Raw genomic sequence first — 23,083 nt, 5'->3', positions numbered from 1 at the left:
GCGCTACGGCGGCGAGGCCGGTCCGGGCGTTGGGTGCGACGTCGCGAGCAGGCGGGGCAATGACCGGATAACAACCCGGTGACCCGCCCACGGATTAACCATGCTCGTCCGGCGCAGGCTCGATCATACTCCCCGCGGGGTCGCAGTCGCGATCCAGCGAGACGTGGATCGAGTCATCCACGAACGTGGGCTCGAGCTGTACCGCCTCGGCATGCGCGGACGTGATGAGGCGCGGATAGCGCACTTCATGACCGTGCGGGCCGTGGGCGCTTACACGCTCGACACGCGGCATCGCCGGGCGTCGCAAAAAGCGCGACAGCTCGGTGAGCGCCAGTTGGTAGACATCGCGCTTGAACTCGATGACCGCTTCGAGCGGCACCCAGTATTCATTCCAGCGCCATGCATCGAACTCGGGATGCTCTGTTGCCCTCAGGCAGATATCGCAATCGCGCCCGACCATGCGCAGCAGAAACCAGATCTGTTTCTGACCGCGATAATGGCCGCGCACTTCGCGCTTGATGAACTTGTCCGGCACCTCATAACGCAGCCAGTCGCGCGTGCGACCGACGATCTTGACGTGCTCCGGATGCAAACCGGTTTCTTCGTGCAACTCCCGAAACATTGCCTGCATGGGGGTCTCACCATATTTGATGCCCCCTTGCGGAAACTGCCAGGAATGTTCGCGAACCCGTTTACCCCAAAACACCTCGTTTCGCGCGTTCAAGAGGATGATGCCGACGTTCGGGCGAAACCCCTCACGATCCAGCATACAACCACCTTCGAATCCTTTAAAATTGCTTTGATTATAAACAGATAACGGTCCTCACGCACCCGGCGGCCAGAAGTTTGGAGCGTTTTGCCATGAAGGCGCAAAAATGCGTCTGTTGTGCCGCTCGCCAGTCTCACCTGCGCGGCGCCCGGGGCGTTGTCATAATGTCGGGTCTGTGATCTCCACCGTTGGACACTTTCGGGCGGCCTCCCGTTGCCGCCGCTTTTGGAAAAAACCCTGAATGAAAGCCTCCCGTTTCTTTATCGGCACCCTCAAGGAAGCGCCGGCTGACGCCGAAATCGTCAGCCACAAGTTGATGATCCGCGCCGGCATGATCCGTCGCGTTGCGGGCGGCATTTACAACTATCTGCCGATCGGCCTGCGTTCGATCCGCAAGGTCGAGCAGATCGTGCGCGAGGAAATGAACCGCGCGGGCGCCATCGAACTGCTGATGCCGGCGGTGCAGCCGGCCGAACTCTGGCAGGAATCGGGTCGCTGGGAAAAATACGGGCCGGAACTGCTGCGCTTCAAGGACCGCAAGCAAAGCGATTTCGTGATGGGGCCGACGCACGAAGAAGTCGTCACCGACATCGCGCGCAACCAGATCAAGAGCTACCGTCAGATGCCGGTGAACTTCTACCAGGTGCAGACGAAGTTCCGCGACGAAATCCGTCCCCGTTTTGGCGTGATGCGCGGCCGCGAATTCATCATGAAGGACGCGTACTCGTTCGATAAGGACGTGGACGGCCTGAAACTCTCGTACGAGAAGATGTACGACGCCTACGTGCGCATCTTCACGCGCCTGGGTCTGAATTTCCGCGCGGTCGTGGCCGATAACGGCTCGATCGGCGGCAGCGGCTCGCACGAATTCCACGTGATCGCCGAAACCGGCGAAGACGATATCGCTTATTGCCCGACCTCGGAATTCGCCGCCAACGTCGAAGCCACCGAAGCCCTGCCGCTGATCGCCGAGCGCGCCGCGGCCAGCGAAGCGCTCACGAAGACCTCGACGCCCGGCGCTGCGAAGTGCGAAGCCGTCGCGAAGCTGCTCGACATTCCGCTCGAAAAGACCATCAAGTCGATCATTCTCGCGACCGACAACGAAGGCGCCGAACCCACGATCTGGCTGCTGATGCTGCGTGGCGACCACGATCTGAACGAGATCAAGGCGAGCAAGATCGAGGGTCTGTCGGGTTTCCGCATGGCGACCGAAGCCGAAATCGTCGAATGGTTCGGCACGCCGCCGGGCTACCTCGGCCCGCTCAATACGAAGAAGCCGGTCAAGGTGATCGCGGACCGCACGGTCGCGAACATGAGCGACTTCGTGGTCGGTTCGAACGACGTCGACTTCCACACCACGGGCGTGAACTGGGGCCGCGATCTGCCGGAGCCGGTCGTCGCCGACATCCGCAACGTCAAGAAGGGCGATCCGTCGCCGGATGGCAAGGGTGTGATCGACATCTGCCGCGGTATCGAAGTGGGCCACGTGTTCCAGCTCGGCACCAAGTATTCGGAAGCAATGGGCGCGACGTTCCTCGCGGAAAACGGCAAGCCCGCGCCGATGCAGATGGGCTGCTACGGTATCGGCGTCACGCGTATTCTGGGTGCGGCGATCGAGCAGAACTTCGACGACAAGGGCATCATCTGGCCGGAATCGATTGCGCCGTTCCAGGTGGTCGTGTGCCCGATGGGCATGGATCGCAGCGAGCTCGTGCGCGAGCACGCCGAACGTGTGTACAACGAACTGGTTGCTGCCGGCATCGACGTGATCCTCGACGATCGCGGCGAGCGCCCGGGCGTGATGTTCGCCGACTGGGAACTGATCGGCGTGCCGCATCGTCTGGTGATCGGCGATCGTGGTCTGAAGGAAGGCAAGATCGAGTATCAGGGCCGCCGCGACACCGAAGCGACGCTGCTGCCGGCTGAAGAAGCCGCGCAGACCGTGGCGCAGAAGGTGCTGGCCGCACTGAAGGCCTGATGCCTGTTTCGATGAACCTCAGCTAAGGAGCGCTGCGAACGTGGAGTACAGCTTCCTGTCCGCGACGATCCTGCTGCTGCTCATCACCGATCCGCTCGGCAATATTCCGCTTTTCATCGGTTGCCTGCATCACGTGGCGCGGGAGCGCCGGGCGATCGTGATCCTGCGCGAAGTGGCGATTGCCTTCGTGATCCTGTTGATCTTCATGGTGGCCGGCAACGGCTTCCTGCGGATGATGGGGCTCACGGATACGTCGCTGCGCATCGGCGGCGGCATCGTGCTGTTCCTGATCGCGCTGCGCATGATCTTCCCGCATCCGGGCGGCCCGTTCGGCGGCGGCGATAAAGATGGCGAGCCGCTGATCGTGCCGCTGGCGATTCCCGCGCTGGCGGGGCCGTCGGCGCTGGCCACGGTGATGCTGCTGACGTCGCAGGCGCCGGGCAAACTGTTCGAGTGGATTGGCGCGCTGATCGTGACAATGGCGATCTGCGCGATCGTGCTGGTGCTCGCGGAGCGCATCCAGCAGTGGCTGGGCGAGCGCGTGGTGACGGCTTTCGAGCGCTTGATGGGTTTGGTGCTCGTGGCGATTTCGGTGGAGATGATCCTCGCGGGGATTGCCGCGTTCGTGCATCACCTTTGATTGCGTTTCGCCGCCTCGACGGCAACAAAAAAGCGACCCGCGGGTCGCTTTTTTTTCATGCTGCGCCCGGTAGGCGCATCGTTTACGCGACCGGGTTACGCACCTTCGGTCAGCGCGCGGATCGTCGGCAGGTTACGCCAGTAACCCTTCGCGTCCATGCCGCAGCCGAACACATAGCGGTCCGGCACCGAAAAGCCGCAGTAGTCCGGATGCAGCGGCTTCGCCTTCGGAATGATCTTCTCGCACAGCACCGCCGACAGAAAACGCTTCGCGCCCATGTCCATGATGCGGTCGCGGATCGCGGCCATGGTTTCGCCTTCGTCGAGAATGTCGTCGAGCACGAGCACGACGCGATCCTTCACCGACTCGCGCGGCGCCACGCGCCACTGCATTTCCGCGCTGCCCTTGATGGCGTTGCGGTAGCGCGTGAGGTGGATGTAGTCGAACTCGAGCGGGAAATCGAGGTGCGGCAACAGCATGCCGGTGAACACCGCCGCGCCGCCCATCACCGACAGCACGAGCGGGAATTCCTCGCTGACATCGGCGCGAATGGCTTCGGCCATCCGGCCGATCGACGCGTTGACCTCACTCACCGAAACGATTTCTTCGGAGTGGCTGAAAATATGGAGGGCTTCTTCGCGATTCATGACTCTGGCGGGGCAGTGGCTGTAGCTATTCAGTGTGGAAAATAACGACGGCGCGCGCTACAGCAAAAACCCGCGCTTCATTGTCCAGCTCGCGCGCCGCGTCGTATCGGGTTGCGCGCGTTGATGCCGCGCAGCCCGGAACAGAAAAGATCGTGAATCAGCGCATGCCGGGCATCATGCCCTTCATGCCGCGCATCATCTTTTGCAGGTTGCCGCCCTTGAGCTTCTTCATCATGGTGCGCATCTGGTCGTACTGATTGAGCAGACGGTTCACTTCCTGCACCTGCACGCCCGCGCCCGCTGCGATGCGGCGCTTGCGCGTGGCCTTGATGAGATCGGGCTTGGCGCGCTCCTGGGCGGTCATCGAATTGATGATGCCTTCCATGCGGCGCATCTGCTTTTCGGCCTGGCCCATGTTGGCGCCCGAGGCGGCCTGCTGGAACTGCGCGGGCAGCTTGTCCATCAGCGACGACAGGCCACCCATGCTCTTCATCTGCGTGAGCTGGGCGCGGAAGTCGTTGAGGTCGAAGTCGCCACCTTTCTTGACCTTGTCGGCGAGCTTCTGGGCGGCTTGAACGTCAACGCCGCGCTGCGCTTCTTCGACGAGGGCGAGAATGTCGCCCATGCCGAGAATACGGTTGGCCATGCGGTCCGGGTGGAACACTTCCAGACCGTCGAGCTTTTCCGCCACGCCGACGAACTTGATCGGCTTGCCGGTGATGTGGCGCACGGACAGCGCCGCGCCGCCGCGCGAGTCGCCGTCGAGCTTGGTGAGCACCACGCCGGTGAGCGGCAGGGCGTCGTTGAACGCCTTGGCCGTGTTGACCGCGTCCTGACCGAGCATCGCGTCGACCACGAACAGCGTTTCAGCCGGCTTGAGCGAGGCGTGCAGCGCGGTGATTTCGTTCATCATCGCCTCGTCGATACCGAGGCGGCCGGCCGTGTCGACGAGCAGGACGTCGTGGTAATGGCGCTTGGCCCAGTCCACGGCGGCGGCGGCGATATCGACCGGCTTTTGATCGGGCTGCGAGGGGAAGAAGTCGGCGCCGACCTGTTCCGTCACCGTCTTCAACTGCGCGATAGCGGCAGGGCGGTAGACGTCACAGGAAACGGTCAGGACCTTCTTCTTGTACTTCTCGCGCAGCAGCTTGGCCAGCTTGCCGACCGTGGTGGTCTTACCCGCGCCCTGCAGACCGGCCATGAGGATGACGGCGGGCGGCGTGACGGCGAGATTCAGCTCGACGGCCTTGCCTTCGTAGTCGCCGCCGATCACGGCGGTCAGCTCGCGCTGCACCACGCCGACGAGCGCCTGGCCCGGCGAGAGGCTGCTGATGACTTCCTCGCCCAGCGCCTTTTCCTTGACCTTGGCGATGAATTCGCGCACGACGGGCAGCGCCACGTCCGCTTCCAGCAGCGCGAGACGGACCTCGCGCAGCATTTCCTGCGTATTGGCTTCGGTCAGCCGGGCTTCGCCGCGCAGCGTCTTGACGACGCGCGCCATCCGTTGAGTGAGATTGTCGAGCATGGGGAGGCGGTGAGCAGTGAGGCCCGGTGGTGCACGCAGCGGCAGCGCCGCGTTTCGTCGCGCTTCTGTGTGTTTGCCGCGCGGCCAGGGGGCCTATAGTAAACTTCGAACATGGATATTGTACTGTATGCCTTCACCGTGCTCCTGTACGGCGGTCTGTGCGCCGCCGACTGGCGCGCATTGCGCCGCGCCAGCGTCGAGCCGCTTTTCGGCAGCGTGCCGCCGGTTCCGGTGACGGCCGGCCCCACGGGCCTGCCCGGCGCGGATCTCGACGCCGCGCGTGCGCGCAGCTTCGGCGTGCTCTCGCGCGCTTTGCTGTTCGTCGCGCTCGCGGCGCACGGTCTGCTGCTGCATATGACGATCTTCCCCGCCAACGAAATGATCTTCGGCTTCGCGTTTGCGTTGTCGGCGATGTTCTGGCTCGGCGCGGTGATCTACTGGATCGAGAGCTTTTTCTTCGCGCTCGACGGTCTGCGTCTTCTGCTGTTGCCGCTGGCGGCGCTGGCGTCGATCCTGCCGCTCCTGTTCGGTGGCGTGCGCGTGCTGCCGTATGCGGCCGCGCCGCTCTTCAAGCTGCACTTCGTCATCGCCAATGTGGCCTATGGTCTGTTCGCGATCGCCGCGCTCCATGCGGTGCTGATGCTCGCCGTCGAGCGTCGTCTGCATGCGCTCAAGGGCGCGGGCTTCCAGCGCAACGCCGGCAACAAGGGCGGCGGCTGGCTGTCGAACTGGATCGAAACGCTGCCGCCGCTGCTGACGATGGAAAAGCTGCTGTTCCGTCTGATCGGCGCGGGTTTCGTGCTGCTCACGGCCACGCTGGTGTCGGGCATCGTGTTCAGCGAGCAGTTGATCGACCGTCCGCTGTCGCTCGATCACAAGACCGTGTTCGCGTTTCTCTCGTGGCTGATGTTCGGCACGCTGCTCACGGCGCGCAAGATTTCGGGCTGGCGTGGCCGCTCGGCGCTGCGCTGGGTGATCGCGTCGTTCGTCGCGCTGCTGCTTGCTTATGTCGGTAGCCGCTTCGTGTTCGAAGTGCTGCTGCATCGTCCCGTCGTTTGATGGTCGCCTGATGCGCGGCGCCGTTCGCGGCGACGCGCACCGCTTCATACGCTGAATTAATGAGACAGATTCTTCTCCTGATCCTGCTGTTCTTCGTCGGACAGTGGTTCTTCAAAACGCTGCGCCGTGCGCAGACGCAATCGTCGCAATCGCGTCCTGGCGTCGATCCGCGTCAGCCGGGGCAGGGCGCGCGGCGTGCGAACGGCGGTGCTGCCGGTGCGGAAACCGGCACTGCCGTGCTGGCCGAGCCGATGGTGCGCTGTGCCGAGTGCGGCGTGCACGCGCCGCGCAGCGAGTCGGTGAGCGTGGGCGAGCAGACCTTCTGCAGCGCCGCGCACGCCCGCGCCTACGACGCGCGCAAGACCAGCCAGAACCGTCCCGCGCGATGAGTCACGCTGGTTCGCCGCAAGCGCCTGCTTTCGACGTCGATACGCAAGGCTGGGTGGCTGCGGCTCAACGGCTGCCGTCACCGAATTTCGAAGCGCGCCCCAACGGCGCGGTGCCGACGCTCATCGTCGTGCACAACATCAGCCTGCCGCCCGATACCTTCGGTGGTCCCGAGATCGCGGATCTGTTCCTCAATCGCCTCGACTGCGATGCGCATCCGTATTTCGATGCGCATCTGCGCGGCGTGAGGGTCTCCGCGCATTTCGTGATTCATCGCGATGGCGCGCTCGAACAGTTCGTCTCGTGCGACGCGCGCGCGTGGCATGCGGGCCTGTCGAGCTTCTTCGGGCGCGAGCGCTGTAACGATTTCTCGATCGGTATCGAACTCGAAGGCAGCGACACCCAGCCCTTCGAAGCCGCGCAATATGCGACACTCGCGCCCCTCGTGCGCGCGCTGTGCGCGCACTATCCGATCGATGCGCTCGCCGGTCACTCGGATATCGCGCCGGGACGCAAGACCGATCCGGGACCGCATTTCGACTGGACGCGTCTGCAGCGCGAGACGCAACTGGGCGACGTGTTCTTTCCCTATCTTCATGGGCGCGACGGATCGTAAACGGTGTTCGCGGCGTCGTGACGCAGTGAAGCGCAACTAAACGGAAGACCTTTGGCCGCGCTAACCGTAGTGCGGCGTATGGGCTTTTTCGCCGCACGAAAATCGACGTCGCGCTCAAATGCCCGCGCCGTCTAGGCTTTACGCGCTGTCAAGACTCCAAGCCTAAATTTTCTTCGCATTTTCTTCTTTGACTGCGCGGCGCTTCCACTATACTTCGTACCCGAAGCACGGCTTTACACCATATGTTGTGTTGTTCTGCGGCGCCCCGCTCTGGTGAGCATGGCGCCGCGCGCATTAGCGGCATACGAAAAACTTGTGCGGTGCAGCTGGCCAGAAGGCCCGCGCACCGGCTGATATCGAGAGAAAGGTACAGCCAATGATCGCGGCATACACGATGAAAACCGGAACGCTACGTGGTTCATCTGCCTTGCCGCATCCGGCCAACTCGCCAGGCTGGCTCGTTCTCTCCGCAAAATCGTCCGCGCACTCGGGGGCGCGGCATCCGTATTAATTCGCGAATTTCCTTCGCACATTTCCAGGACCAGGAGCTTTGCACATGCAAACGACCGATAACGTCTCGACCCGGTATGAAGGCGCGCCCGCCGCGCAGCTGGGTGGTCAGCCGCAGGACGGCCAGACCGGCGCAACGCAGTTCGCCGACCACAAGGTGATCCGCCGTAACGGCAGCGTTGTCGGCTTCGAGCCGTCGAAGATCGCCCTCGCCATGACCAAGGCTTTCCTGGCCGTGAACGGCGGGCAGGGTGCAGCGTCGGCACGCGTGCGCGAACTCGTCGAGCAGCTCACGCAGAACGTCGTGCGCGCGCTGGTGCGCAGCCGTCCGAACGGCGGCACGTTCCACATCGAAGACATTCAGGATCAGGTCGAACTCGCGCTGATGCGCGGCGGCGAGCACAACGTTGCGCGCGCCTACGTCCTGTATCGCGAGAAGCGCAGCCAGGAACGCACGCATGCGCCGGAAGCGGCAGCAGCGCCTGGCATCAACGTGACCGACAACGGCGTTACGCGTCCGCTCGACATGAACGCGCTGCGCGCGCTGATCGCTTCGACCTGCGAAGGCCTGGGCGAAGCCGTGAACCCGGAGCCGATCGTCGCGGAAACGATCAAGAACCTGTACGACGGCGTGCCGATGTCGCAGGTCTATGATTCGGCGATCCTGGCCGCGCGCACGATGATCGAAAAGGACCCGGCATATAGCCAGGTCACGTCGCGCATCCTGCTGCACACGATCCGTCGCGAAATTCTGGAAGAAGAAGTCACGCAAGCCGACATGGGCTGGCGCTACGCTGAATACTTCCCGCAGTTCATCAAGCGCGGCGTCGAAGCCGGCCTGCTCGACGACAAGCTCCAGCAGTTCGACCTCAAGCGTCTCGGTAACGCGCTCGACGCGGGCCGCGACCTGCAGTTCGGCTACCTCGGCCTGCAGACGCTGTATGACCGCTACTTCCTGCACATCGGCGGTACGCGTATCGAAATGCCGCAGGCATTCTTCATGCGCGTCGCCATGGGTCTGTCGCTCAACGAAATCGACCGCGAAGCGCGCGCGATCGAGTTCTACAACGTGCTCTCGTCGTTCGACTTCATGTCGTCGACGCCCACGCTGTTCAACTCGGGTACGCACCGCTCGCAGCTGTCGTCGTGCTATCTGACGACGGTCGCCGACGATCTCGACGGCATCTACGAAGCGCTCAAGGACAACGCACTGCTGTCGAAGTTTGCCGGCGGTCTGGGCAACGACTGGACGCGCGTGCGTGCACTCGGTTCGCACATCAAGGGCACGAACGGCAAGTCGCAAGGCGTGGTGCCGTTCCTGAAGGTCGTGAACGACACGGCCGTCGCGGTCAACCAGGGCGGCAAGCGCAAGGGCGCGGTCTGCGCGTACCTGGAAACGTGGCACCTGGACATCGAAGAATTCCTCGAGCTGCGCAAGAACACCGGCGACGATCGCCGCCGCACGCACGACATGAACACGGCGAACTGGATTCCCGACCTGTTCATGAAGCGTGTGATGGAAGGCGGTGACTGGACGCTGTTCTCGCCGTCGACCTGCCCGGATCTGCACGACCTGTTCGGCGCCGATTTCGAGAAGGCTTACGTCGCTTACGAAGACAAGGCCGCACGCGGCGAGATCAAGCTGTTCAAGAAGCTGCCGGCTGCGCAACTGTGGCGCAAGATGCTGGGCATGCTGTTCGAAACGGGCCACCCGTGGATCACGTTCAAGGATCCTTGCAACGTGCGCTCGCCGCAGCAGCACGTCGGCGTCGTCCACTCGTCGAACCTGTGCACGGAAATCACGCTGAACACCAGCGACACGGAAATCGCCGTGTGTAACCTGGGCTCGGTGAACCTCGTCGCGCATATGATCGAACAGGCCGACGGCACGTTCGCTCTGGACCACGACAAGCTCAAGCGCACCATCAGCGTTGCGATGCGCATGCTCGACAACGTCATCGACATCAACTACTACGCGGTGGCGAAGGCGCGTAACTCGAACCTGAAGCACCGTCCGGTCGGCATGGGTGTCATGGGCTTCCAGGACTGCCTGCATGTTCTGCGCACGCCGTTTGCTTCGCAGGAAGCCGTCGAGTTCGCCGATCGTTCGATGGAAGCGGTCTGCTACTACGCTTACTGGGCGTCGACGGAACTGGCAGCCGAGCGCGGCCGTTACTCGACCTACCGTGGCTCGCTGTGGGATCGCGGCATCCTCCCGCAGGACACGCTCAAGCTGCTCGAAGAAGCACGCGGCGGTTACGTCGAAGTCGACACGAGCGAAACGATGGACTGGACCTCGCTGCGCGAGCGCATCGCTACGCACGGCATGCGTAACTCGAACTGCGTCGCGATCGCACCGACCGCGACCATCTCGAACATCATCGGCGTGTCGCCGTGTATCGAGCCGACGTTCCAGAACCTCTACGTGAAGTCGAACCTCTCGGGCGAATTCACGGTGGTCAACGACTACCTCGTGCGTGACCTGAAGGCGCGCGGCCTGTGGGACGAAGTCATGGTCGCCGACCTGAAGTACTTCGACGGCATGCTCTCGCGCATCGACCGTATCCCGGCCGATCTGCGCGCGGTGTACGCCACGGCGTTCGAAGTCGATCCGACGTGGCTCGTCGAAGCGGCATCGCGTCGTCAGAAGTGGATCGACCAGGCGCAGTCGCTGAACATCTTCATGGCCGGCGCATCGGGCAAGAAGCTCGACGAGATCTACAAGCTCGCATGGGTGCGCGGTCTGAAGACCACGTACTACCTGCGCACGATGGCCGCCACGCACGTCGAGAAGTCGACGGTCGCACACGGCGCGCTCAACGCAGTGCCGACGGGCGGTTCGAACGGCGGCGGCGCAGCAGGTGGTGCTGGCTTCGGTGCAGCAGGTGGCGCAGCCGGCAACGGCGGCTCGACGGTGATGCAATCGGCTCCTGAACAAGCAGTCGAAGCCGCACCGGAAGCAGAAGGTCCGGTGTGCATGATGCGTCCGGGCGATGCCGGCTTCGAAGAGTGCGAGGCTTGCCAGTAAGGTTGCAGGTAGAGCTGCCATAAAGCGTCAGCGCGCAGTGCAACACTGCGCGCATGACGCAGGACCCAGGCAGTTCAGTTCAGCAGTACGCGTAGTAAACAATAGTCGTAGTCGTAGCGTTTGAAAGGGCGGCGTGCGCAACGCGCGCCGCCTGTCTCTCCGGTGCACTCCTCGCGATGTGTGAAATGCACGGCGGCACGCGTGTTGCTCGCAGGGTGTTCTCACGTCGCGTGCGGCAGGCTTCAGGAATCCCTGGGGTTTTTCGCGAGGCGCGCGAGGTGCGCGGAACACACGGCGAGACGCAGCGAAGTCTGCCGTTGCAGTAGCGCGAAGCAGGTAGCGAAGCAAGCAGCGAAGCATGCAAGCCACGCAGCAGGCACGAAGCGAATCGAGATGAAAAGCGCAGTGAGAAGTGACAGCAGACGAAGCGTGAAACACGCGCGATGCTGAAGCTCTTTCACCGGCGCTCACGATTGCGCGAAGACCACGAATCGCGTCGCGACAGTGACGCTCGAGCAACGCAGAAGCGAAGCTTGTGCACTGTTCACGCGAGTCGATCGACACGATGCGATAACAAAGTGTTGTATCGAGGTCGCAACGCGAATCGAAAACAGGTTTTTTCGTGTGCGAACCCTTTTACCGCTCACGAAAAGATGGTACAAACCGTTCTAAATTGATGGTGACATTTATGCTCAACTGGGATGACGAGAACACGGCCGTAACTCCGTCGAGCGGTGCGCAGCAAAACGCAATGCGCAACCTCGCGGGTCAGGCTGCCTCTGTTCCGGGCATGCAGTCCGCACTGCACTCCGCTCCTCAGTCCTCTTCGGCGCAGAACATCTTCGCCGCCGACTTCGCAGTCGCACCGCCGCAGCAGACGCCGGTCTCGACCGAAGGCCGCGTGAATGTCGCCGACAAGCGCATCATCAACGGTCAGACCGACGTCAATCAGTTGGTCCCGTTCAAGTACAAGTGGGCCTGGGAGAAGTACCTGGCTGGCTGTGCCAATCACTGGATGCCGCAGGAAGTGAACATGTCGCGCGACATCGCCCTGTGGAAAGACCCGAATGGTCTGACCGAGGACGAGCGCCGCATCGTGAAGCGCAACCTCGGCTTCTTCGTGACCGCCGACTCCCTCGCCGCCAACAACATCGTGCTCGGTACCTACCGGCACATCACGGCGCCCGAATGCCGCCAGTTCCTGCTGCGCCAGGCATTCGAAGAGGCGATCCACACGCACGCGTACCAGTACATCGTTGAATCGCTCGGCCTGGACGAGAGCGAAATCTTCAACGCGTACCACGAGGTCAAGTCGATCCGCGACAAGGACGAGTTCCTGATCCCGTTCATCACGACGCTCACGGACCCCGCGTTCAAGACCGGCACGCTCGAAGCCGACCAGACGCTGCTCAAGTCGCTGATCGTGTTCGCCTGCATCATGGAAGGTCTGTTCTTCTATGTGGGCTTCACGCAGATTCTCGCGCTCGGCCGCCAGAACAAGATGACGGGCGCCGCGGAGCAGTATCAGTACATCCTGCGCGACGAGTCGATGCACTGCAATTTCGGCATCGACCTGATCAACCAGATCAAGCTCGAAAACCCGCAGCTGTGGACCCCGGCGTTCCGCGCGGAAATCACCGAACTGTTCAAGCAAGCCGTCGAACTCGAATACCGTTACGCGGAAGACACCATGCCGCGTGGCGTGCTCGGCCTGAACGCTTCGATGTTCAAGAGCTATCTGCGCTTCATCTGCAACCGTCGCTGCCAGCAGATCGGCCTCGACGCGCTGTTCCCGAACGAAGAGAACCCGTTCCCGTGGATGAGCGAAATGATCGACCTGAAGAAGGAACGCAACTTCTTCGAGACGCGCGTGATTGAATACCAGACGGGCGGTGCGCTGTCCTGGGAGTAATCCGGACGCACTGCGTCAGTCAGTCATTTGGGGTTGCCGCAAGGCGCTACGCGAGCGCCTTCGCCGGCATGACGATTAGGAGCAGGAACGCCTGATGCAAAGCGTGCCCGGAGCCCTGGTGGCTCACTTACGTGCAAGGCACTTTGCAAACCCTTCAGAGGGATGGGCAAACTTCCCCCCGGAAAAAGGCGCGAGCCATGTGGCTTGCGCCCTCAACGAACGTTGCCCGGTGTCGGTAGCCGACGCCGGAATGACTCGGCGCGCCGTGCTTTTCAGCACGGCGCGCCTTACCGCATTCATTAGCGTAAGCGCGCGGGATCAGCGTACGCCGATGAATAGCCCGCTTTGTAGCGTGCGCCCTGAGAAGCGTTTGCGGGAAGCGGGTTTTGACGAAGGGTGTAGTTTGAACTGACTCTCATCTGAACCTGAAGGAGAAAAAAATGGCAACTGCCAAGAAGAAACCGGCGGCCAAGAAAGCCGCAGTGAAGAAGGTTGCAGTGAAGAAGGCTGCAGCACCGGCGAAGAAGGCCGCAGTGAAGAAGGTTGCAGCCGTGAAGAAGGTTGCTGCGAAGAAAGTCGCCGTGAAGAAGGTTGCTGCAAAGAAGGCAGCGCCGGCGAAGAAGGCAGCACCGGCAAAGAAGGTTGCAGCCAAGAAGGTTGCAGCGAAGAAAGTCGCCGTGAAGAAGGTTGCTGCGAAGAAGGCAGCACCGGCGAAGAAGGCCGCAGCCAAGAAGGTTGCAGCGAAGAAAGTCGCCGTGAAGAAGGTTGCTGCGAAGAAGGCAGCGCCTGCGAAGAAGGCTGCACCGGCGAAGAAGGCAGCTGCCAAGAAGGCCGCGCCTGCTGCGAAGAAGGCTGCTCCCGCGAAGAAGGCCGCTGCGAAGAAGGCTGCGCCTGCTGCGAAGAAGGCTGCGCCTGCTGCGAAGAAGGCCGCACCGGCGAAGAAGGCTGCTCGCAAGGCACCGGCGAAGAAGGCCGCCGCTGCTGCGCCTGCTGCTGCAGCACAACCGGCTGCACCCGCAGCAACGGTCAAGACGGCACTGAACCCGGCTGCTGCATGGCCGTTCCCCACGGGCAGCCGTCCGTAAGTAGTACATGCCTAAGCGCGCGAGAGTCAGTTAAACAACGCGCGCCTGGGTGGTCGGGCCACGCGGTTTGTCCGCGCGGCTCGATCTGCAATCCCGTCGCAGGGTTCTCCGCGACGGGATTTTTTTCGTCCGCAGGTTTTTGGCGGCGCGTTTCCTGTACGCATTGCGCTGTACGCAGGCATGAAAAAAGGCGCATGCACAGGGGAGAGCATGCGCCTGAGGTTCCGCAGGTGAGGCGCATGCGCCGCTGCGGTACAGGGGAAACCGGTATTCGAACGCCACGCGCTGTCGAGCGCCTGGCGGATGCTGCCTGGTGTGCGCTTAGTGCGTCACACGCGTCACGCCGCCGCTCGACAGCAGACGCACACGCTCGCCCGCCTGGAACACTTCGCCCGTAGCCGACTGCGTGATGGCGCGATAGTCGCCGTTATCGAGGCGCACGGTGATTTCCAGACCGTCGCGCATCGCGACGCCATTCTCGACTGCGTTACCCGCCACCGCGCCCGCGATGCCGCCGATGATGCCGGTGACGATCGATCCGCGGCCGCCGCCGATCGCACTGCCGGCCACCGCGCCCAGCGCGCCGCCGCCGACTGCGCCCAGACCGCTGGGCTGCCCGTTGTTCGAGCTGATCTTCACGGCACGCACGCTTTCGACCGTAGCCATGCGGACGGTGGCTTCACGCTGCGCCTGCGAGGCGGTGTAGACATCGGCGGAACTGCTGTTATAGGCACAACCCGTCATGGCGAGCGAGCCCGCGATCATGACGGCGACAATCAGACGACTTGTTGTTTTCATTTCCCGTAACTCCAATGCACGCCGTTCCCGCGGCGCTGCGCACTCAAAGCGGCAGTTCGTAACCGAACGCGGCCTTGAATCGTTCCTTGATCTGCGCCTTCGTGGGCGCATAGTTCTGCGGACCTTGCTGCTCGATCTTGAGCGCGCCCATCAGGCTTGCCAGGCGACCCGTGGTGGCCCAGCCGAGGTTGTTCTCGATGCCGTAGAGCAGACCGCCGCGGAAAGCGTCGCCGCAACCCGTCGGGTCGAGCACCCGCTCGGCCTGCACGGCGGGAATCTCTTCGATCGTGCCGCCATGGTAGATCTGCGAGCCGTGTTCGCCGCGCGTGATGATCAGCGCCTCGACCTTGCTGGCCATTTCTTCGATCGACCAGCCCGTGCGGTGGCTCACAAGGTTAGCTTCGTAATCGTTGACCGTCAGATAGGTCGCAAGTTCAATCGCGCGGCGCAGCGACGCACCGTCGAACAGCGGCAGACCTTGACCCGGATCGAAGATGAACGGGATTTTTGCGCTCGCGAATTGCTCGACGTGCTGGACCATGCCGTCGAAGCCGTCCGGCGCGACGATGCCGAGCTTGATGCCGGGCGCTTCGTCCGCCTTGTTCACGTGCGATTGCATCATCGCGCCCGGGTGGAACGCGGTGATCTGGTTGTTTTCGAGATCGGTCGTGATCATCGCCTGCGCCGACCACATGTCGGGCAGCGCCTGCACGTGCGTGCGGTTGATGCCGAGCGCGTCGAAGCGTTCGAGATACGGTTGCGCGTCGTTCGCGCCAAGCGTGCCCATGACGCGCGCATCGCCGCCCAGCAGGTGCAGCGAGTAGCCGATGTTGCCCGCGCAGCCGCCGAATTCGCGGCGCATCGTCGGCACGAGGAAGCTCACGTTCAGGATGTGCACCTGCTCGGGCAGGATGTGTTCCCGGAAGCGACCTTCGAAGGTCATGATGCTGTCGTAGGCGAGCGAGCCGCAAATAAGCGTAGCCAAGGCGAAAATTCCTGTGATGCGTGTGGTGAAAGAGGGCGGCGCGCTGCGCTTGTATCGCGCGCACCGCCGTCCGTGATTACTTCAGTGCGGCGAGTGCTGCGTCGTAGTTCGGCTCGTTCTTGATTTCGCCGACGCGCTCTGCGTACACGACGTTGTCGTTCGCGTCGATCACGACCACGGCGCGTGCCGTCAGGCCGGTCAGCGGGCCGCTCGTGATGTCCACGCCGTACGCTTGCGCGAACTCATGGCCACGGAAGGTCGAAGCCGTCACGACGTTTTCGATGCCTTCGGTCGTGCAGAAACGGCCGGCTGCGAACGGCAGGTCGCCCGAGATCACGACGACAGCCGTGTTCTCGAGGTTGGCCGCTGCTTCGTTGAACTTGCGCGTGGAGGTGGCGCAGGTCGGCGTGTCCAGGCTCGGGACGATGTTCAGAACCTTGCGCTTGCCGGCGAAATCGGCGAGGGCGACGGGCTTCAGATCCTTGCCGACGAGCGAGAACGTCGGGGCCTTCTGGCCGGGCGTCGGGAACGTGCCTGCGACGTCGATCGGGTTACCGCCTAGCGTGACTTGACTCATGATGTGCTCTCCGGATTCAAAGCTGTTGTGGTGAGTGGCGTGCCCGGCGCGGCCGGGCGCCGGGGTTGCGCGAGCGCGCAGGCTGCGGGCGCTCGTGCGAGGGATGCGCAGTTACGGATAGAAAATCTCGATGCGGAAATTCGAGGCGACCACGTTGCCGGTGTCGAGCCGCACGATCATCGTCTGCGTGGTGTGCGCGGCGAGCCCGGCGTCGACGCGCGTGCCGGGCGGCGCGTAGTCCTGCGGGAACAGCACGCGGCGCAGTACGACGTTGTTCTGGCGGTCGAGCAGCGTCAGTTCGATCGCCGGATACGCGAGCGCCACCTGGAAACGATTACGCAGCGGCACCTTCAGTTCGAGATGATGCGGATCGTCGACCTGACGCAGATCGGATGGCTGAACCTGCAGACCGTCGATGTCGCGCGGCGGGCTCACGTGGCAGCCAAGCTGCGCGCAGGCCTGCTGATAAAGCGGCTGCGACGCGGGCCAGTAGACCATCACGCTTTCGCGTTGCCACCAGATCAGCTGCGTCGCGAGCAGGGCGATCAGCACGAGCGCCAGCAGCCAGCCGAAGATGCGCCAGCCCGTATGCCGCTTCGCGCGCGCAGGCGCTTCGCGGGTGACCGCGAAGGGCTCGGCGCCGTCGTTGGGCTCGAGCGCGGTGAAGGCGGGCGCGGTGACGGCGCGACGCAGTTGCGGCTCGGGATCGTTGCCCTGGGTGCGGATTGTTTCGTTGGACGAAAGGGTTGGCTCGGCGCCCGCGTGAGCGCGGGCCGGCGCGACCGGCTCCGGCGGCACCAGTTCGGGCTCGGAACGCGTCCAGCGCGTGGCGGGCGGGAAGGGCTCGGCCGGCGTATCGATTTCAGATGCGGTCGCAGGTGCAGCGGACAGGGTCGCGGACAGCGTCGGCTCGTCGTCGTGGATCACGCGCATTTCGACTTCGCGCGCCGCCTGGCTCTTTGCCACGGCGGCTGCGGCGAGGCTGGCCTGCGGCAGATGCTCGGCGTTGTACTGCAGTTTGGGATCGAGATGGCTGTCCGGCAGCGGCGCCCACGGGTCCCAGATCGGATTCGAAAAATTCGGCGGACGAGCGGGGGAGGCGGGAGCCAGTGTGGGCTCGCGGTTTGCCTCGGGAGTTGCTTCGGATGCGGCCTCGACCTGCGGTGCTACCGGTTCAGCCGCATGCGCTGCGGTTTCGACCGACGATTCAGTGCGAACGTCAACGGGCGCTTCAGTTTGCACTTCAGCGGGCACTTCAGTTTGCACATCAACCGGCGCCTCATTGACCGCATGCACCGCATGCTGTGCCGCAGCCGCCTGTGCCGCATGCTGCGATGTCAGGCTGGCGGCGATATCGGCGGCAACTGGCGTGGCCAGCGCGAAATCGCCGTTTTCGGGCATGTCGTACAGGCTACCCGATGCGTCGAACGCTTCCTGGCAATGGCCGCAGCGCACGAGGCCGCGACGCACGGCGAGCTGAGCCGGCTGGATACGGAAAACGGTTTCGCAGAAGGGGCAGCGCGTGGCCAGGAGCATGTGTGCCGTGGACCCGGATGGTTGGCGATACCCGCCATTCTAATGGCAATCCACGACGCTTAACGACTTGAGCCGCCGCACCCATCGGGCGGGCGGCTTTTGAGGTGCGAAATGTACGCTTATGCGCGACGCGTACCGGCCAGGCAGACCCAGCCTTCGTGCTCGCGCCAGACCGAAATATCGATCCACTGCGCGTACACCTGCGCCACTTCCTCGGCCTGGCGGGCGAGGATGCCCGACAGCGCAATGCGGCCACCCGGCTTCACGCGCGAGCTCAACATCGACGCCATCAGCTTGAGCGGATTCGAAAGAATGTTTGCCACGACGATGTCGAACTCGCCTGCCTGCAGGTCGTCCGGCAGGCCGTAGGTGACATCCGCGCGGTTGCGCTCGCTGTTGTGACGCGCCGATTCGACCGCTTGAGGATCGATGTCGATGCCGATCACCGGATTCGCGCCGCACTTCTGCGCGAGAATCGCGAGAATGCCCGAGCCGCAGCCGTAGTCGAGCAGCGACTTGCCGGTCTCGACGTGCTGCTCCAGCCACTCCATGCACAGACGCGTGGTGGGGTGGCTGCCCGTGCCGAACGCAAGGCCCGGATCGAGTTCGAGCACGAGTGCGTCGGGGTCCGGCGCGTCATGCCACGAGGGCACGACCCAGATGCGCTGGCCGATCGGAATCGGCTCGAACTGCGACTGCGTCAGACGCACCCAGTCCTGTTCCTCGACTTCGCGCAGCGTGTGCTTCGGCGTCTCGGGCAGGCCCAGTTCGTTCGATGCGGCCGCGAGCAGCACGGCGGGGTCTTGATCCTCGCCGATCAGCGCGATCACGCGCGAATGCTGCCACGCGGTGCGCTCGGGCGTGAGGCCCGGCTCGCCGAAGAGCGGCTGCTCGTCGGGCGTGTCGGCGTCGGCGTCTTCCACCGACACCGAGAGGGCGCCGAGATCGAGCAGCGCGTCGGAGAGTTCCTCCGCGCGATCACGCTCGAGCTCGACGATCAGTTCCCGGTAGCTCATGAATTACGCTTCGTCCTTCTTCACAGCCTGGCGCTCGGCCAGTCGGCTTTCGAGGTAGTGAATGCTCGTGCCGCCTTCGACGAACTTGGCGTCGAGCATCAGTTCACGGTGCAGCGGAATGTTGGTCGAAATGCCTTCGACGACCATTTCCGACAGCGCGATACGCATGCGCTGGATCGCCTGTTCGCGCGTCGCGCCGTAGGTGATCAGCTTGCCGATCATCGAATCATAGTTCGGCGGCACGAAATAGCCATTGTAGGCATGCGAATCGACGCGCACGCCAGGACCGCCCGGCATGTGCCACGAGGTCAGACGGCCCGGCGACGGCGTGAACTTGAACGGATCTTCCGCGTTGATACGGCACTCGATCGAGTGGCCCTTCAACTGGATGTCGCGCTGGCGGAACGAGAGCTTCTCGCCGGCGGCGATGCGGATCTGTTCCTGCACGATGTCGATGCCGGTGATCTGCTCGGTGACCGGGTGTTCGACCTGCACGCGCGTGTTCATTTCGATGAAGTAGAACTCGCCGTTTTCGTACAGGAATTCGAACGTGCCCGCGCCGAGGTAGCCCATCTTCTTGCAGGCGTCGGCGCAACGATCGCCGATGCGGTCGAGCAGGCGGCGCGCGATACCCGGCGCCGGCGCTTCCTCGATCACCTTCTGGTGGCGGCGCTGCATCGAGCAGTCACGCTCGCCGAGCCACACGGCGTTCTTGAACGAGTCGGAAAGCACCTGAATCTCGATGTGACGCGGATTCTCAAGGTACTTCTCCATGTACACCTGCGGGTTGCCGAAGGCGCGGCCCGCTTCTTCGCGCGTCATGTTGACCGCGTTCACGAGCGCCGCTTCCGTGTGCACGACGCGCATGCCGCGACCGCCGCCGCCGCCCGAAGCCTTGATGATGACCGGGTAGCCGATCGTGCGCGCAATCTTGACGATTTCTTTCGGATCGTCCGGCAGGGCGCCTTCCGAGCCCGGCACGCAGGGCACGCCGGTCTTGATCATGGTCTGCTTGGCCGTGACCTTGTCGCCCATCATGCGGATCGTTTCCGGGCGCGGACCGATGAAGGTGAAGCCCGATTGCTCGACACGCTCGGCGAAGTCGGCGTTCTCCGACAGGAAGCCGTAGCCGGGGTGAATCGCCTCGGCATCGGTGACTTCCGCCGCGCTGATCAGCGCCGGCATGTTCAGGTAGCTCAGGTTCGAAGGCGCCGGGCCGATACAGACGGCTTCATCGGCGAGCTTGACGTACTTGGCTTCCTTGTCGGCTTCCGAATAGACGACGACCGTCTTGACGCCGAGTTCGCGGCACGCGCGCTGAATGCGCAGCGCGATTTCGCCACGATTGGCAATAAGGATTTTTTCAAACATGGTGGGTATTCGACTCATCAATGGGCGCCGCATGACCGTGCAGGCGGGCCGCCATGGAGGACCGGAGGAGCGCGCGGCGCGGGTGGCCGCACGCGCCGCGACCGGCGAGGGCGGTGCGGCGCCAGAGGGATGTCGCGCGAAGCGCCGGCGCGCTCATGCGATCTCTCGTGATCTGCGGGTGGGTGTGCTTACGCGACCACGTAGAGCGGCTGGCCGTATTCGACCGCCTGGCCGTTCTCGACGAGGATTTCCTTGACCACGCCCGCGACGTCCGACTCGATTTCGTTGAGGAGCTTCATCGCTTCGATGATGCACAGCGTCTGGCCTTCCTTGACCGTGTCGCCAACCTGCACGAACGGGTCGGCGCCCGGCGACGGCGCGCGGTAGAACGTGCCGACCATCGGCGACGTCACGACGTGACCTTGCGGCACGGCCGGCGCGGCAGCGGCGGGCGCTGCGGCTTCCCCGGCTGCTGCCGGTGCGGCGGCGGGCATGCCGGCCATCGGCGCTGCGAATTGTGCTGCGGTCGGTTGTACGTAGACCGGCGGCGCGTTCTTGACGATGCGCACCTTGCCTTCGCCCTCGGTGACTTCGAGTTCCGAGATGCCCGATTCGGAGACGAGGTCGATCAGAGTCTTCAGCTTACGTAGATCCATGGTGCAGCCCCTTTGCTTGAATACGTGAGGTGCCGGGGCGCGCGCGTCCCGGCACGGGATAAGAGTTGTCTTTCAGAGTGCGTCGGTTATCCGGCGCCGAAGTTACGTGGCCGACCGGGCAGCGAGCCGGTCGAGCGCGTATTCGAGCGCGTAGAGATAACCCTTCCAGCCGAGGCCGCAGATAACGCCTTCGGCCTGGTCGGAAAAATACGAGTGATGCCGGAAGGCTTCGCGGCGATGCACGTTCGAGAGATGGATCTCCACGAACGGAATGCCCACGCCTGCCAGCGCATCCCGGATCGCCACGCTGGTGTGCGTGTACGCCGCCGGGTTGATCAGGATGAAGTCCGTCTGTTCCGTGCGGGCCGCCTGGATGCGGTCGACCAGCGCGCCTTCGTGATTGCTCTGGAACGTCGCCAGCTCCACGCCTGCGTCGGCGGCACGGTCGACGAGCGCCTGATCGATCTGCGGCAGCGTCACGCGCCCATAGACCTCCGGTTCCCGGGTGCCGAGAAGATTGAGGTTGGGTCCGTGCAAAACCAGCAGTCGCGTCATGGTCGCTTCTTTTTCCGTGGAATTGCGCGAACTTTAGCGCCGATTAGAGAAATTTGTCTAGTTTTCCAAACGGTTGATATGACCCTCAGTTCGCCGGGTAAGGCTCGGAGAGGTTCATCTTCAGTCAATTGCGTCAATTCCGGCAGCAAAAAGTGCCGTACGGCTGCTAAGCCCCGGTCAAAGTTTCAGCCGCGTCAAAGTGCGTCAAGTGTGTGCCGAAGCTCGTCCGGTTTGATTTGGCCTAATTTTGTCGACCGAACGGCGCCGTTCGCGTCGATTACGACCGTGTAAGGCAAGCCGCCGGCGTTATTGCCGAAGGCGCGCGCGACGTCAGCGCCGCCAAAACCGGCGATATAGATGGGGTAATCGACCTTGACCTTGCTCAGGAAAGTCTTGATGTTGGCCGCCGAATCCACGCCGAGGCCCACGAACTGGATGCCTTTTTTCGCGTATTCGCGATGCAGCGCGGAAAGCTCGGGCATTTCCTCGACGCACGGGCCGCACCACGACGCCCAGAAGTTCACCACAATGGGATGACCTTTATAGATGGCGAGCGACTGCGGCTTGCCGTCCGGGTTGGTGACGGCGGCCGTCCAGAGTTGCTCGATCGCGCTTTGTTTGCCGTTGACCGTTGCCGCGTCCGCGTTCGTGATGGCGGCGGTGCTGCCAGCGCCGCCGTTTGCAAAGTGCCCTGCGAGAATGCCGCCGCAGGCTGCGACCGCCGCCACTGCGACGCCGGCCAGAATCCGCTTTGTGTTCATTGCTGCGCTGTCTATATGAGTCAGGTGGTGGAGGTGGCGCCGCTTTCGTCGATCAGCGCCTGGAGTGTCTGCGCATTGGCGCGCGGCAGACGCCCGCGTGCATCGGCGCGCACGGCGCCGCGCAGGTCGTCGGTATTGTAGAGCGCCACGTGAATGCCGACCGGTTCCTCGACACGCGACGGCTTCCACAGGAAGCTCAGCGTTTCCACATAGCCGCGCGCGGCGAAGTGGCGGGTTTCCGACACGTCATATTGCACGTTCGCGTTCAGCAGCCAGATGGCGACGCCCTTGGCGTCGTCGCAGAAAATCTGCAGATGGATGTCGGAGTGCTCGCCCGCCGTGCCGTTGAGCACCGCGCCCGTGAGGAACGGGTTGAAGGCCGCGAGCTTGAGCATCCAGTCGAGCGCGATCTCGCGCAAACGCCGCAGCACCGCCGGCTGGCTGTCGCCCTGAAACAGGGCCTGATATTCGCGGATTTCTTCCTCGATCTGGTCGTTGTCGGGGAGCCAGACGCCTTCGACACGGGTGTCCCCCACCACCTGCCGCGCGGCCTTGCGCTTGGCGGTGGCGTAATCCAGGCCGTCCTCGGCAATCATTCTTGCTGCCGCGATGGCGATTTCCTCGCGCACGCGCTGGGGATCGAAATGAGCTCTGCGAATCATGCGCTAATCA

The 23,083-nt window shown here is 63.4% G+C and carries 22 protein-coding genes; 9 read left to right on the top strand and 13 right to left on the bottom strand.

What is annotated here, in order from left to right; translation table 11 throughout:
• Positions 1-94: 94 nt before the first annotated feature.
• Positions 95-769 (bottom strand): RNA pyrophosphohydrolase, encoded by a 675-nt coding sequence (locus tag G3N59_RS15090; RefSeq protein ID WP_205983422.1) that lies wholly within the window; start codon positions 767-769, stop codon positions 95-97.
• A gap of 241 nt (positions 770-1,010) precedes the next feature.
• Here G3N59_RS15090 and G3N59_RS15085 point away from each other — a divergent pair, with 241 nt between their 5' ends.
• Complete coding sequence (locus G3N59_RS15085; protein ID WP_205983421.1) at positions 1,011-2,747, top strand: proline--tRNA ligase; 1,737 nt, start codon at positions 1,011-1,013, stop codon at positions 2,745-2,747.
• Between the two features lie 40 nt (positions 2,748-2,787).
• Positions 2,788-3,387, top strand: coding sequence for a MarC family protein (locus G3N59_RS15080; RefSeq protein WP_205983420.1), 600 nt, complete (start codon positions 2,788-2,790; stop codon positions 3,385-3,387).
• Between the two features lie 95 nt (positions 3,388-3,482).
• Here G3N59_RS15080 and G3N59_RS15075 read toward each other — a convergent pair whose 3' ends face one another.
• Positions 3,483-4,034 carry a hypoxanthine-guanine phosphoribosyltransferase gene (locus G3N59_RS15075; RefSeq protein ID WP_205983419.1) on the bottom strand — a complete coding sequence of 184 codons (552 nt, stop codon included), beginning with the start codon at positions 4,032-4,034 and terminating at the stop codon, positions 3,483-3,485.
• A 157-nt stretch (positions 4,035-4,191) separates the two neighbouring features.
• The gene (gene ffh / locus G3N59_RS15070; RefSeq protein ID WP_027817969.1) at positions 4,192-5,559 is read right to left on the bottom strand and encodes a signal recognition particle protein; all 1,368 of its coding nucleotides are present in this window, start codon (positions 5,557-5,559) and stop codon (positions 4,192-4,194) included.
• A 111-nt stretch (positions 5,560-5,670) separates the two neighbouring features.
• On the opposite strand from ffh, the gene ccsA reads away from it, so the two are divergent.
• The 7 genes from ccsA (at position 5,671) to G3N59_RS15040 (ending at position 14,156) form a co-directional block, all read left to right on the top strand.
• Positions 5,671-6,618, top strand: coding sequence for a cytochrome c biogenesis protein CcsA (gene ccsA, locus G3N59_RS15065; protein ID WP_205983418.1), 948 nt, complete (start codon positions 5,671-5,673; stop codon positions 6,616-6,618).
• A gap of 59 nt (positions 6,619-6,677) precedes the next feature.
• Complete coding sequence (locus tag G3N59_RS15060; RefSeq protein WP_205983417.1) at positions 6,678-7,007, top strand: PP0621 family protein; 330 nt, start codon at positions 6,678-6,680, stop codon at positions 7,005-7,007.
• Positions 7,004-7,621, top strand: a complete 618-nt coding sequence (gene ampD, locus G3N59_RS15055) for a 1,6-anhydro-N-acetylmuramyl-L-alanine amidase AmpD (protein ID WP_205983416.1) — start codon at positions 7,004-7,006, stop codon at positions 7,619-7,621. The genes G3N59_RS15060 and ampD overlap by 4 nt, the downstream gene beginning before the upstream one ends.
• A 556-nt stretch (positions 7,622-8,177) precedes the next feature.
• A complete protein-coding gene (locus tag G3N59_RS15050; RefSeq protein WP_205983415.1) occupies positions 8,178-11,159 on the top strand; it encodes a ribonucleoside-diphosphate reductase subunit alpha in 2,982 nt (993 codons plus the stop codon).
• Positions 11,160-11,847: 688 nt separating this feature from the next.
• Positions 11,848-13,071, top strand: coding sequence for a ribonucleotide-diphosphate reductase subunit beta (locus G3N59_RS15045; RefSeq protein WP_205983414.1), 1,224 nt, complete (start codon positions 11,848-11,850; stop codon positions 13,069-13,071).
• 94 nt (positions 13,072-13,165) lie between these two features.
• The gene (locus G3N59_RS37005; protein ID WP_241023452.1) at positions 13,166-13,483 is read left to right on the top strand and encodes a hypothetical protein; all 318 of its coding nucleotides are present in this window, start codon (positions 13,166-13,168) and stop codon (positions 13,481-13,483) included.
• 28 nt (positions 13,484-13,511) lie between these two features.
• Positions 13,512-14,156, top strand: a complete 645-nt coding sequence (locus tag G3N59_RS15040) for a histone H1-like repetitive region-containing protein (RefSeq protein ID WP_205983413.1) — start codon at positions 13,512-13,514, stop codon at positions 14,154-14,156.
• Positions 14,157-14,477: 321 nt separating this feature from the next.
• Here the strand turns inward: G3N59_RS15040 and G3N59_RS15035 are convergent, their stop codons facing one another.
• From G3N59_RS15035 to G3N59_RS14990, 10 genes are all read right to left on the bottom strand, one after another.
• Entirely contained in the window at positions 14,478-14,954 is a 477-nt protein-coding gene (locus G3N59_RS15035) for a glycine zipper 2TM domain-containing protein (protein ID WP_205983412.1), read from the bottom strand.
• Positions 14,955-14,997: 43 nt separating this feature from the next.
• Entirely contained in the window at positions 14,998-15,939 is a 942-nt protein-coding gene (locus G3N59_RS15030) for a carbohydrate kinase family protein (protein WP_205983411.1), read from the bottom strand.
• A gap of 76 nt (positions 15,940-16,015) precedes the next feature.
• Positions 16,016-16,516 carry a thiol peroxidase gene (gene tpx, locus G3N59_RS15025; protein ID WP_205983410.1) on the bottom strand — a complete coding sequence of 167 codons (501 nt, stop codon included), beginning with the start codon at positions 16,514-16,516 and terminating at the stop codon, positions 16,016-16,018.
• 111 nt (positions 16,517-16,627) lie between these two features.
• Positions 16,628-18,052, bottom strand: a complete 1,425-nt coding sequence (locus G3N59_RS15020; RefSeq protein WP_205983409.1) for a zinc-ribbon and DUF3426 domain-containing protein — start codon at positions 18,050-18,052, stop codon at positions 16,628-16,630.
• 119 nt (positions 18,053-18,171) lie between these two features.
• Positions 18,172-19,068, bottom strand: a complete 897-nt coding sequence (gene prmA / locus G3N59_RS15015; protein ID WP_205983408.1) for a 50S ribosomal protein L11 methyltransferase — start codon at positions 19,066-19,068, stop codon at positions 18,172-18,174.
• Positions 19,069-19,071: 3 nt separating this feature from the next.
• Positions 19,072-20,439 carry an acetyl-CoA carboxylase biotin carboxylase subunit gene (gene accC / locus G3N59_RS15010; RefSeq protein ID WP_205983407.1) on the bottom strand — a complete coding sequence of 456 codons (1,368 nt, stop codon included), beginning with the start codon at positions 20,437-20,439 and terminating at the stop codon, positions 19,072-19,074.
• 188 nt (positions 20,440-20,627) lie between these two features.
• Positions 20,628-21,095: an acetyl-CoA carboxylase biotin carboxyl carrier protein gene (accB, locus tag G3N59_RS15005; RefSeq protein ID WP_205983406.1), complete on the bottom strand. Its 468-nt coding sequence runs from the start codon at positions 21,093-21,095 to the stop codon at positions 20,628-20,630.
• A 102-nt stretch (positions 21,096-21,197) separates the two neighbouring features.
• A complete protein-coding gene (gene aroQ / locus G3N59_RS15000; protein WP_205983405.1) occupies positions 21,198-21,650 on the bottom strand; it encodes a type II 3-dehydroquinate dehydratase in 453 nt (150 codons plus the stop codon).
• A gap of 194 nt (positions 21,651-21,844) precedes the next feature.
• Positions 21,845-22,411 carry a TlpA disulfide reductase family protein gene (locus tag G3N59_RS14995; protein ID WP_205983404.1) on the bottom strand — a complete coding sequence of 189 codons (567 nt, stop codon included), beginning with the start codon at positions 22,409-22,411 and terminating at the stop codon, positions 21,845-21,847.
• 20 nt (positions 22,412-22,431) lie between these two features.
• Complete coding sequence (locus G3N59_RS14990; protein ID WP_205983403.1) at positions 22,432-23,073, bottom strand: UDP-N-acetylmuramate--alanine ligase; 642 nt, start codon at positions 23,071-23,073, stop codon at positions 22,432-22,434.
• Positions 23,074-23,083 lie beyond the last annotated feature (10 nt).

The organism is Paraburkholderia sp. Ac-20340 (assembly GCF_017104965.1).
Lineage (GTDB): Bacteria > Pseudomonadota > Gammaproteobacteria > Burkholderiales > Burkholderiaceae > Paraburkholderia.
The sequence above is the reverse complement of the archived record's forward strand: the minus strand, read 5'-3'. Positions and strand labels throughout refer to the sequence as shown.

What these genes read in the sequence shown, in the direction of transcription:
- ffh (WP_027817969.1), bottom strand. Translation starts at nt 5,559, where the DNA reads ATGCTCGACAATCTCACTCAACGGATGGCGCGCGTCGTCAAGACGCTG.
- G3N59_RS14990 (WP_205983403.1), bottom strand. Translation starts at nt 23,073, where the DNA reads ATGATTCGCAGAGCTCATTTCGATCCCCAGCGCGTGCGCGAGGAAATC.
- G3N59_RS15040 (WP_205983413.1), top strand. Translation starts at nt 13,512, where the DNA reads ATGGCAACTGCCAAGAAGAAACCGGCGGCCAAGAAAGCCGCAGTGAAG.
- accB (WP_205983406.1), bottom strand. Translation starts at nt 21,095, where the DNA reads ATGGATCTACGTAAGCTGAAGACTCTGATCGACCTCGTCTCCGAATCG.
- G3N59_RS14995 (WP_205983404.1), bottom strand. Translation starts at nt 22,411, where the DNA reads ATGAACACAAAGCGGATTCTGGCCGGCGTCGCAGTGGCGGCGGTCGCA.
- prmA (WP_205983408.1), bottom strand. Translation starts at nt 19,068, where the DNA reads ATGAGCTACCGGGAACTGATCGTCGAGCTCGAGCGTGATCGCGCGGAG.
- tpx (WP_205983410.1), bottom strand. Translation starts at nt 16,516, where the DNA reads ATGAGTCAAGTCACGCTAGGCGGTAACCCGATCGACGTCGCAGGCACG.
- G3N59_RS15090 (WP_205983422.1), bottom strand. Translation starts at nt 769, where the DNA reads ATGCTGGATCGTGAGGGGTTTCGCCCGAACGTCGGCATCATCCTCTTG.
- ampD (WP_205983416.1), top strand. Translation starts at nt 7,004, where the DNA reads ATGAGTCACGCTGGTTCGCCGCAAGCGCCTGCTTTCGACGTCGATACG.
- ccsA (WP_205983418.1), top strand. Translation starts at nt 5,671, where the DNA reads ATGGATATTGTACTGTATGCCTTCACCGTGCTCCTGTACGGCGGTCTG.
- G3N59_RS15060 (WP_205983417.1), top strand. Translation starts at nt 6,678, where the DNA reads ATGAGACAGATTCTTCTCCTGATCCTGCTGTTCTTCGTCGGACAGTGG.
- G3N59_RS37005 (WP_241023452.1), top strand. Translation starts at nt 13,166, where the DNA reads ATGCAAAGCGTGCCCGGAGCCCTGGTGGCTCACTTACGTGCAAGGCAC.
- accC (WP_205983407.1), bottom strand. Translation starts at nt 20,439, where the DNA reads ATGTTTGAAAAAATCCTTATTGCCAATCGTGGCGAAATCGCGCTGCGC.
- G3N59_RS15045 (WP_205983414.1), top strand. Translation starts at nt 11,848, where the DNA reads ATGCTCAACTGGGATGACGAGAACACGGCCGTAACTCCGTCGAGCGGT.
- G3N59_RS15075 (WP_205983419.1), bottom strand. Translation starts at nt 4,034, where the DNA reads ATGAATCGCGAAGAAGCCCTCCATATTTTCAGCCACTCCGAAGAAATC.
- G3N59_RS15050 (WP_205983415.1), top strand. Translation starts at nt 8,178, where the DNA reads ATGCAAACGACCGATAACGTCTCGACCCGGTATGAAGGCGCGCCCGCC.
- aroQ (WP_205983405.1), bottom strand. Translation starts at nt 21,650, where the DNA reads ATGACGCGACTGCTGGTTTTGCACGGACCCAACCTCAATCTTCTCGGC.
- G3N59_RS15035 (WP_205983412.1), bottom strand. Translation starts at nt 14,954, where the DNA reads ATGAAAACAACAAGTCGTCTGATTGTCGCCGTCATGATCGCGGGCTCG.
- G3N59_RS15020 (WP_205983409.1), bottom strand. Translation starts at nt 18,052, where the DNA reads ATGCTCCTGGCCACGCGCTGCCCCTTCTGCGAAACCGTTTTCCGTATC.
- G3N59_RS15085 (WP_205983421.1), top strand. Translation starts at nt 1,011, where the DNA reads ATGAAAGCCTCCCGTTTCTTTATCGGCACCCTCAAGGAAGCGCCGGCT.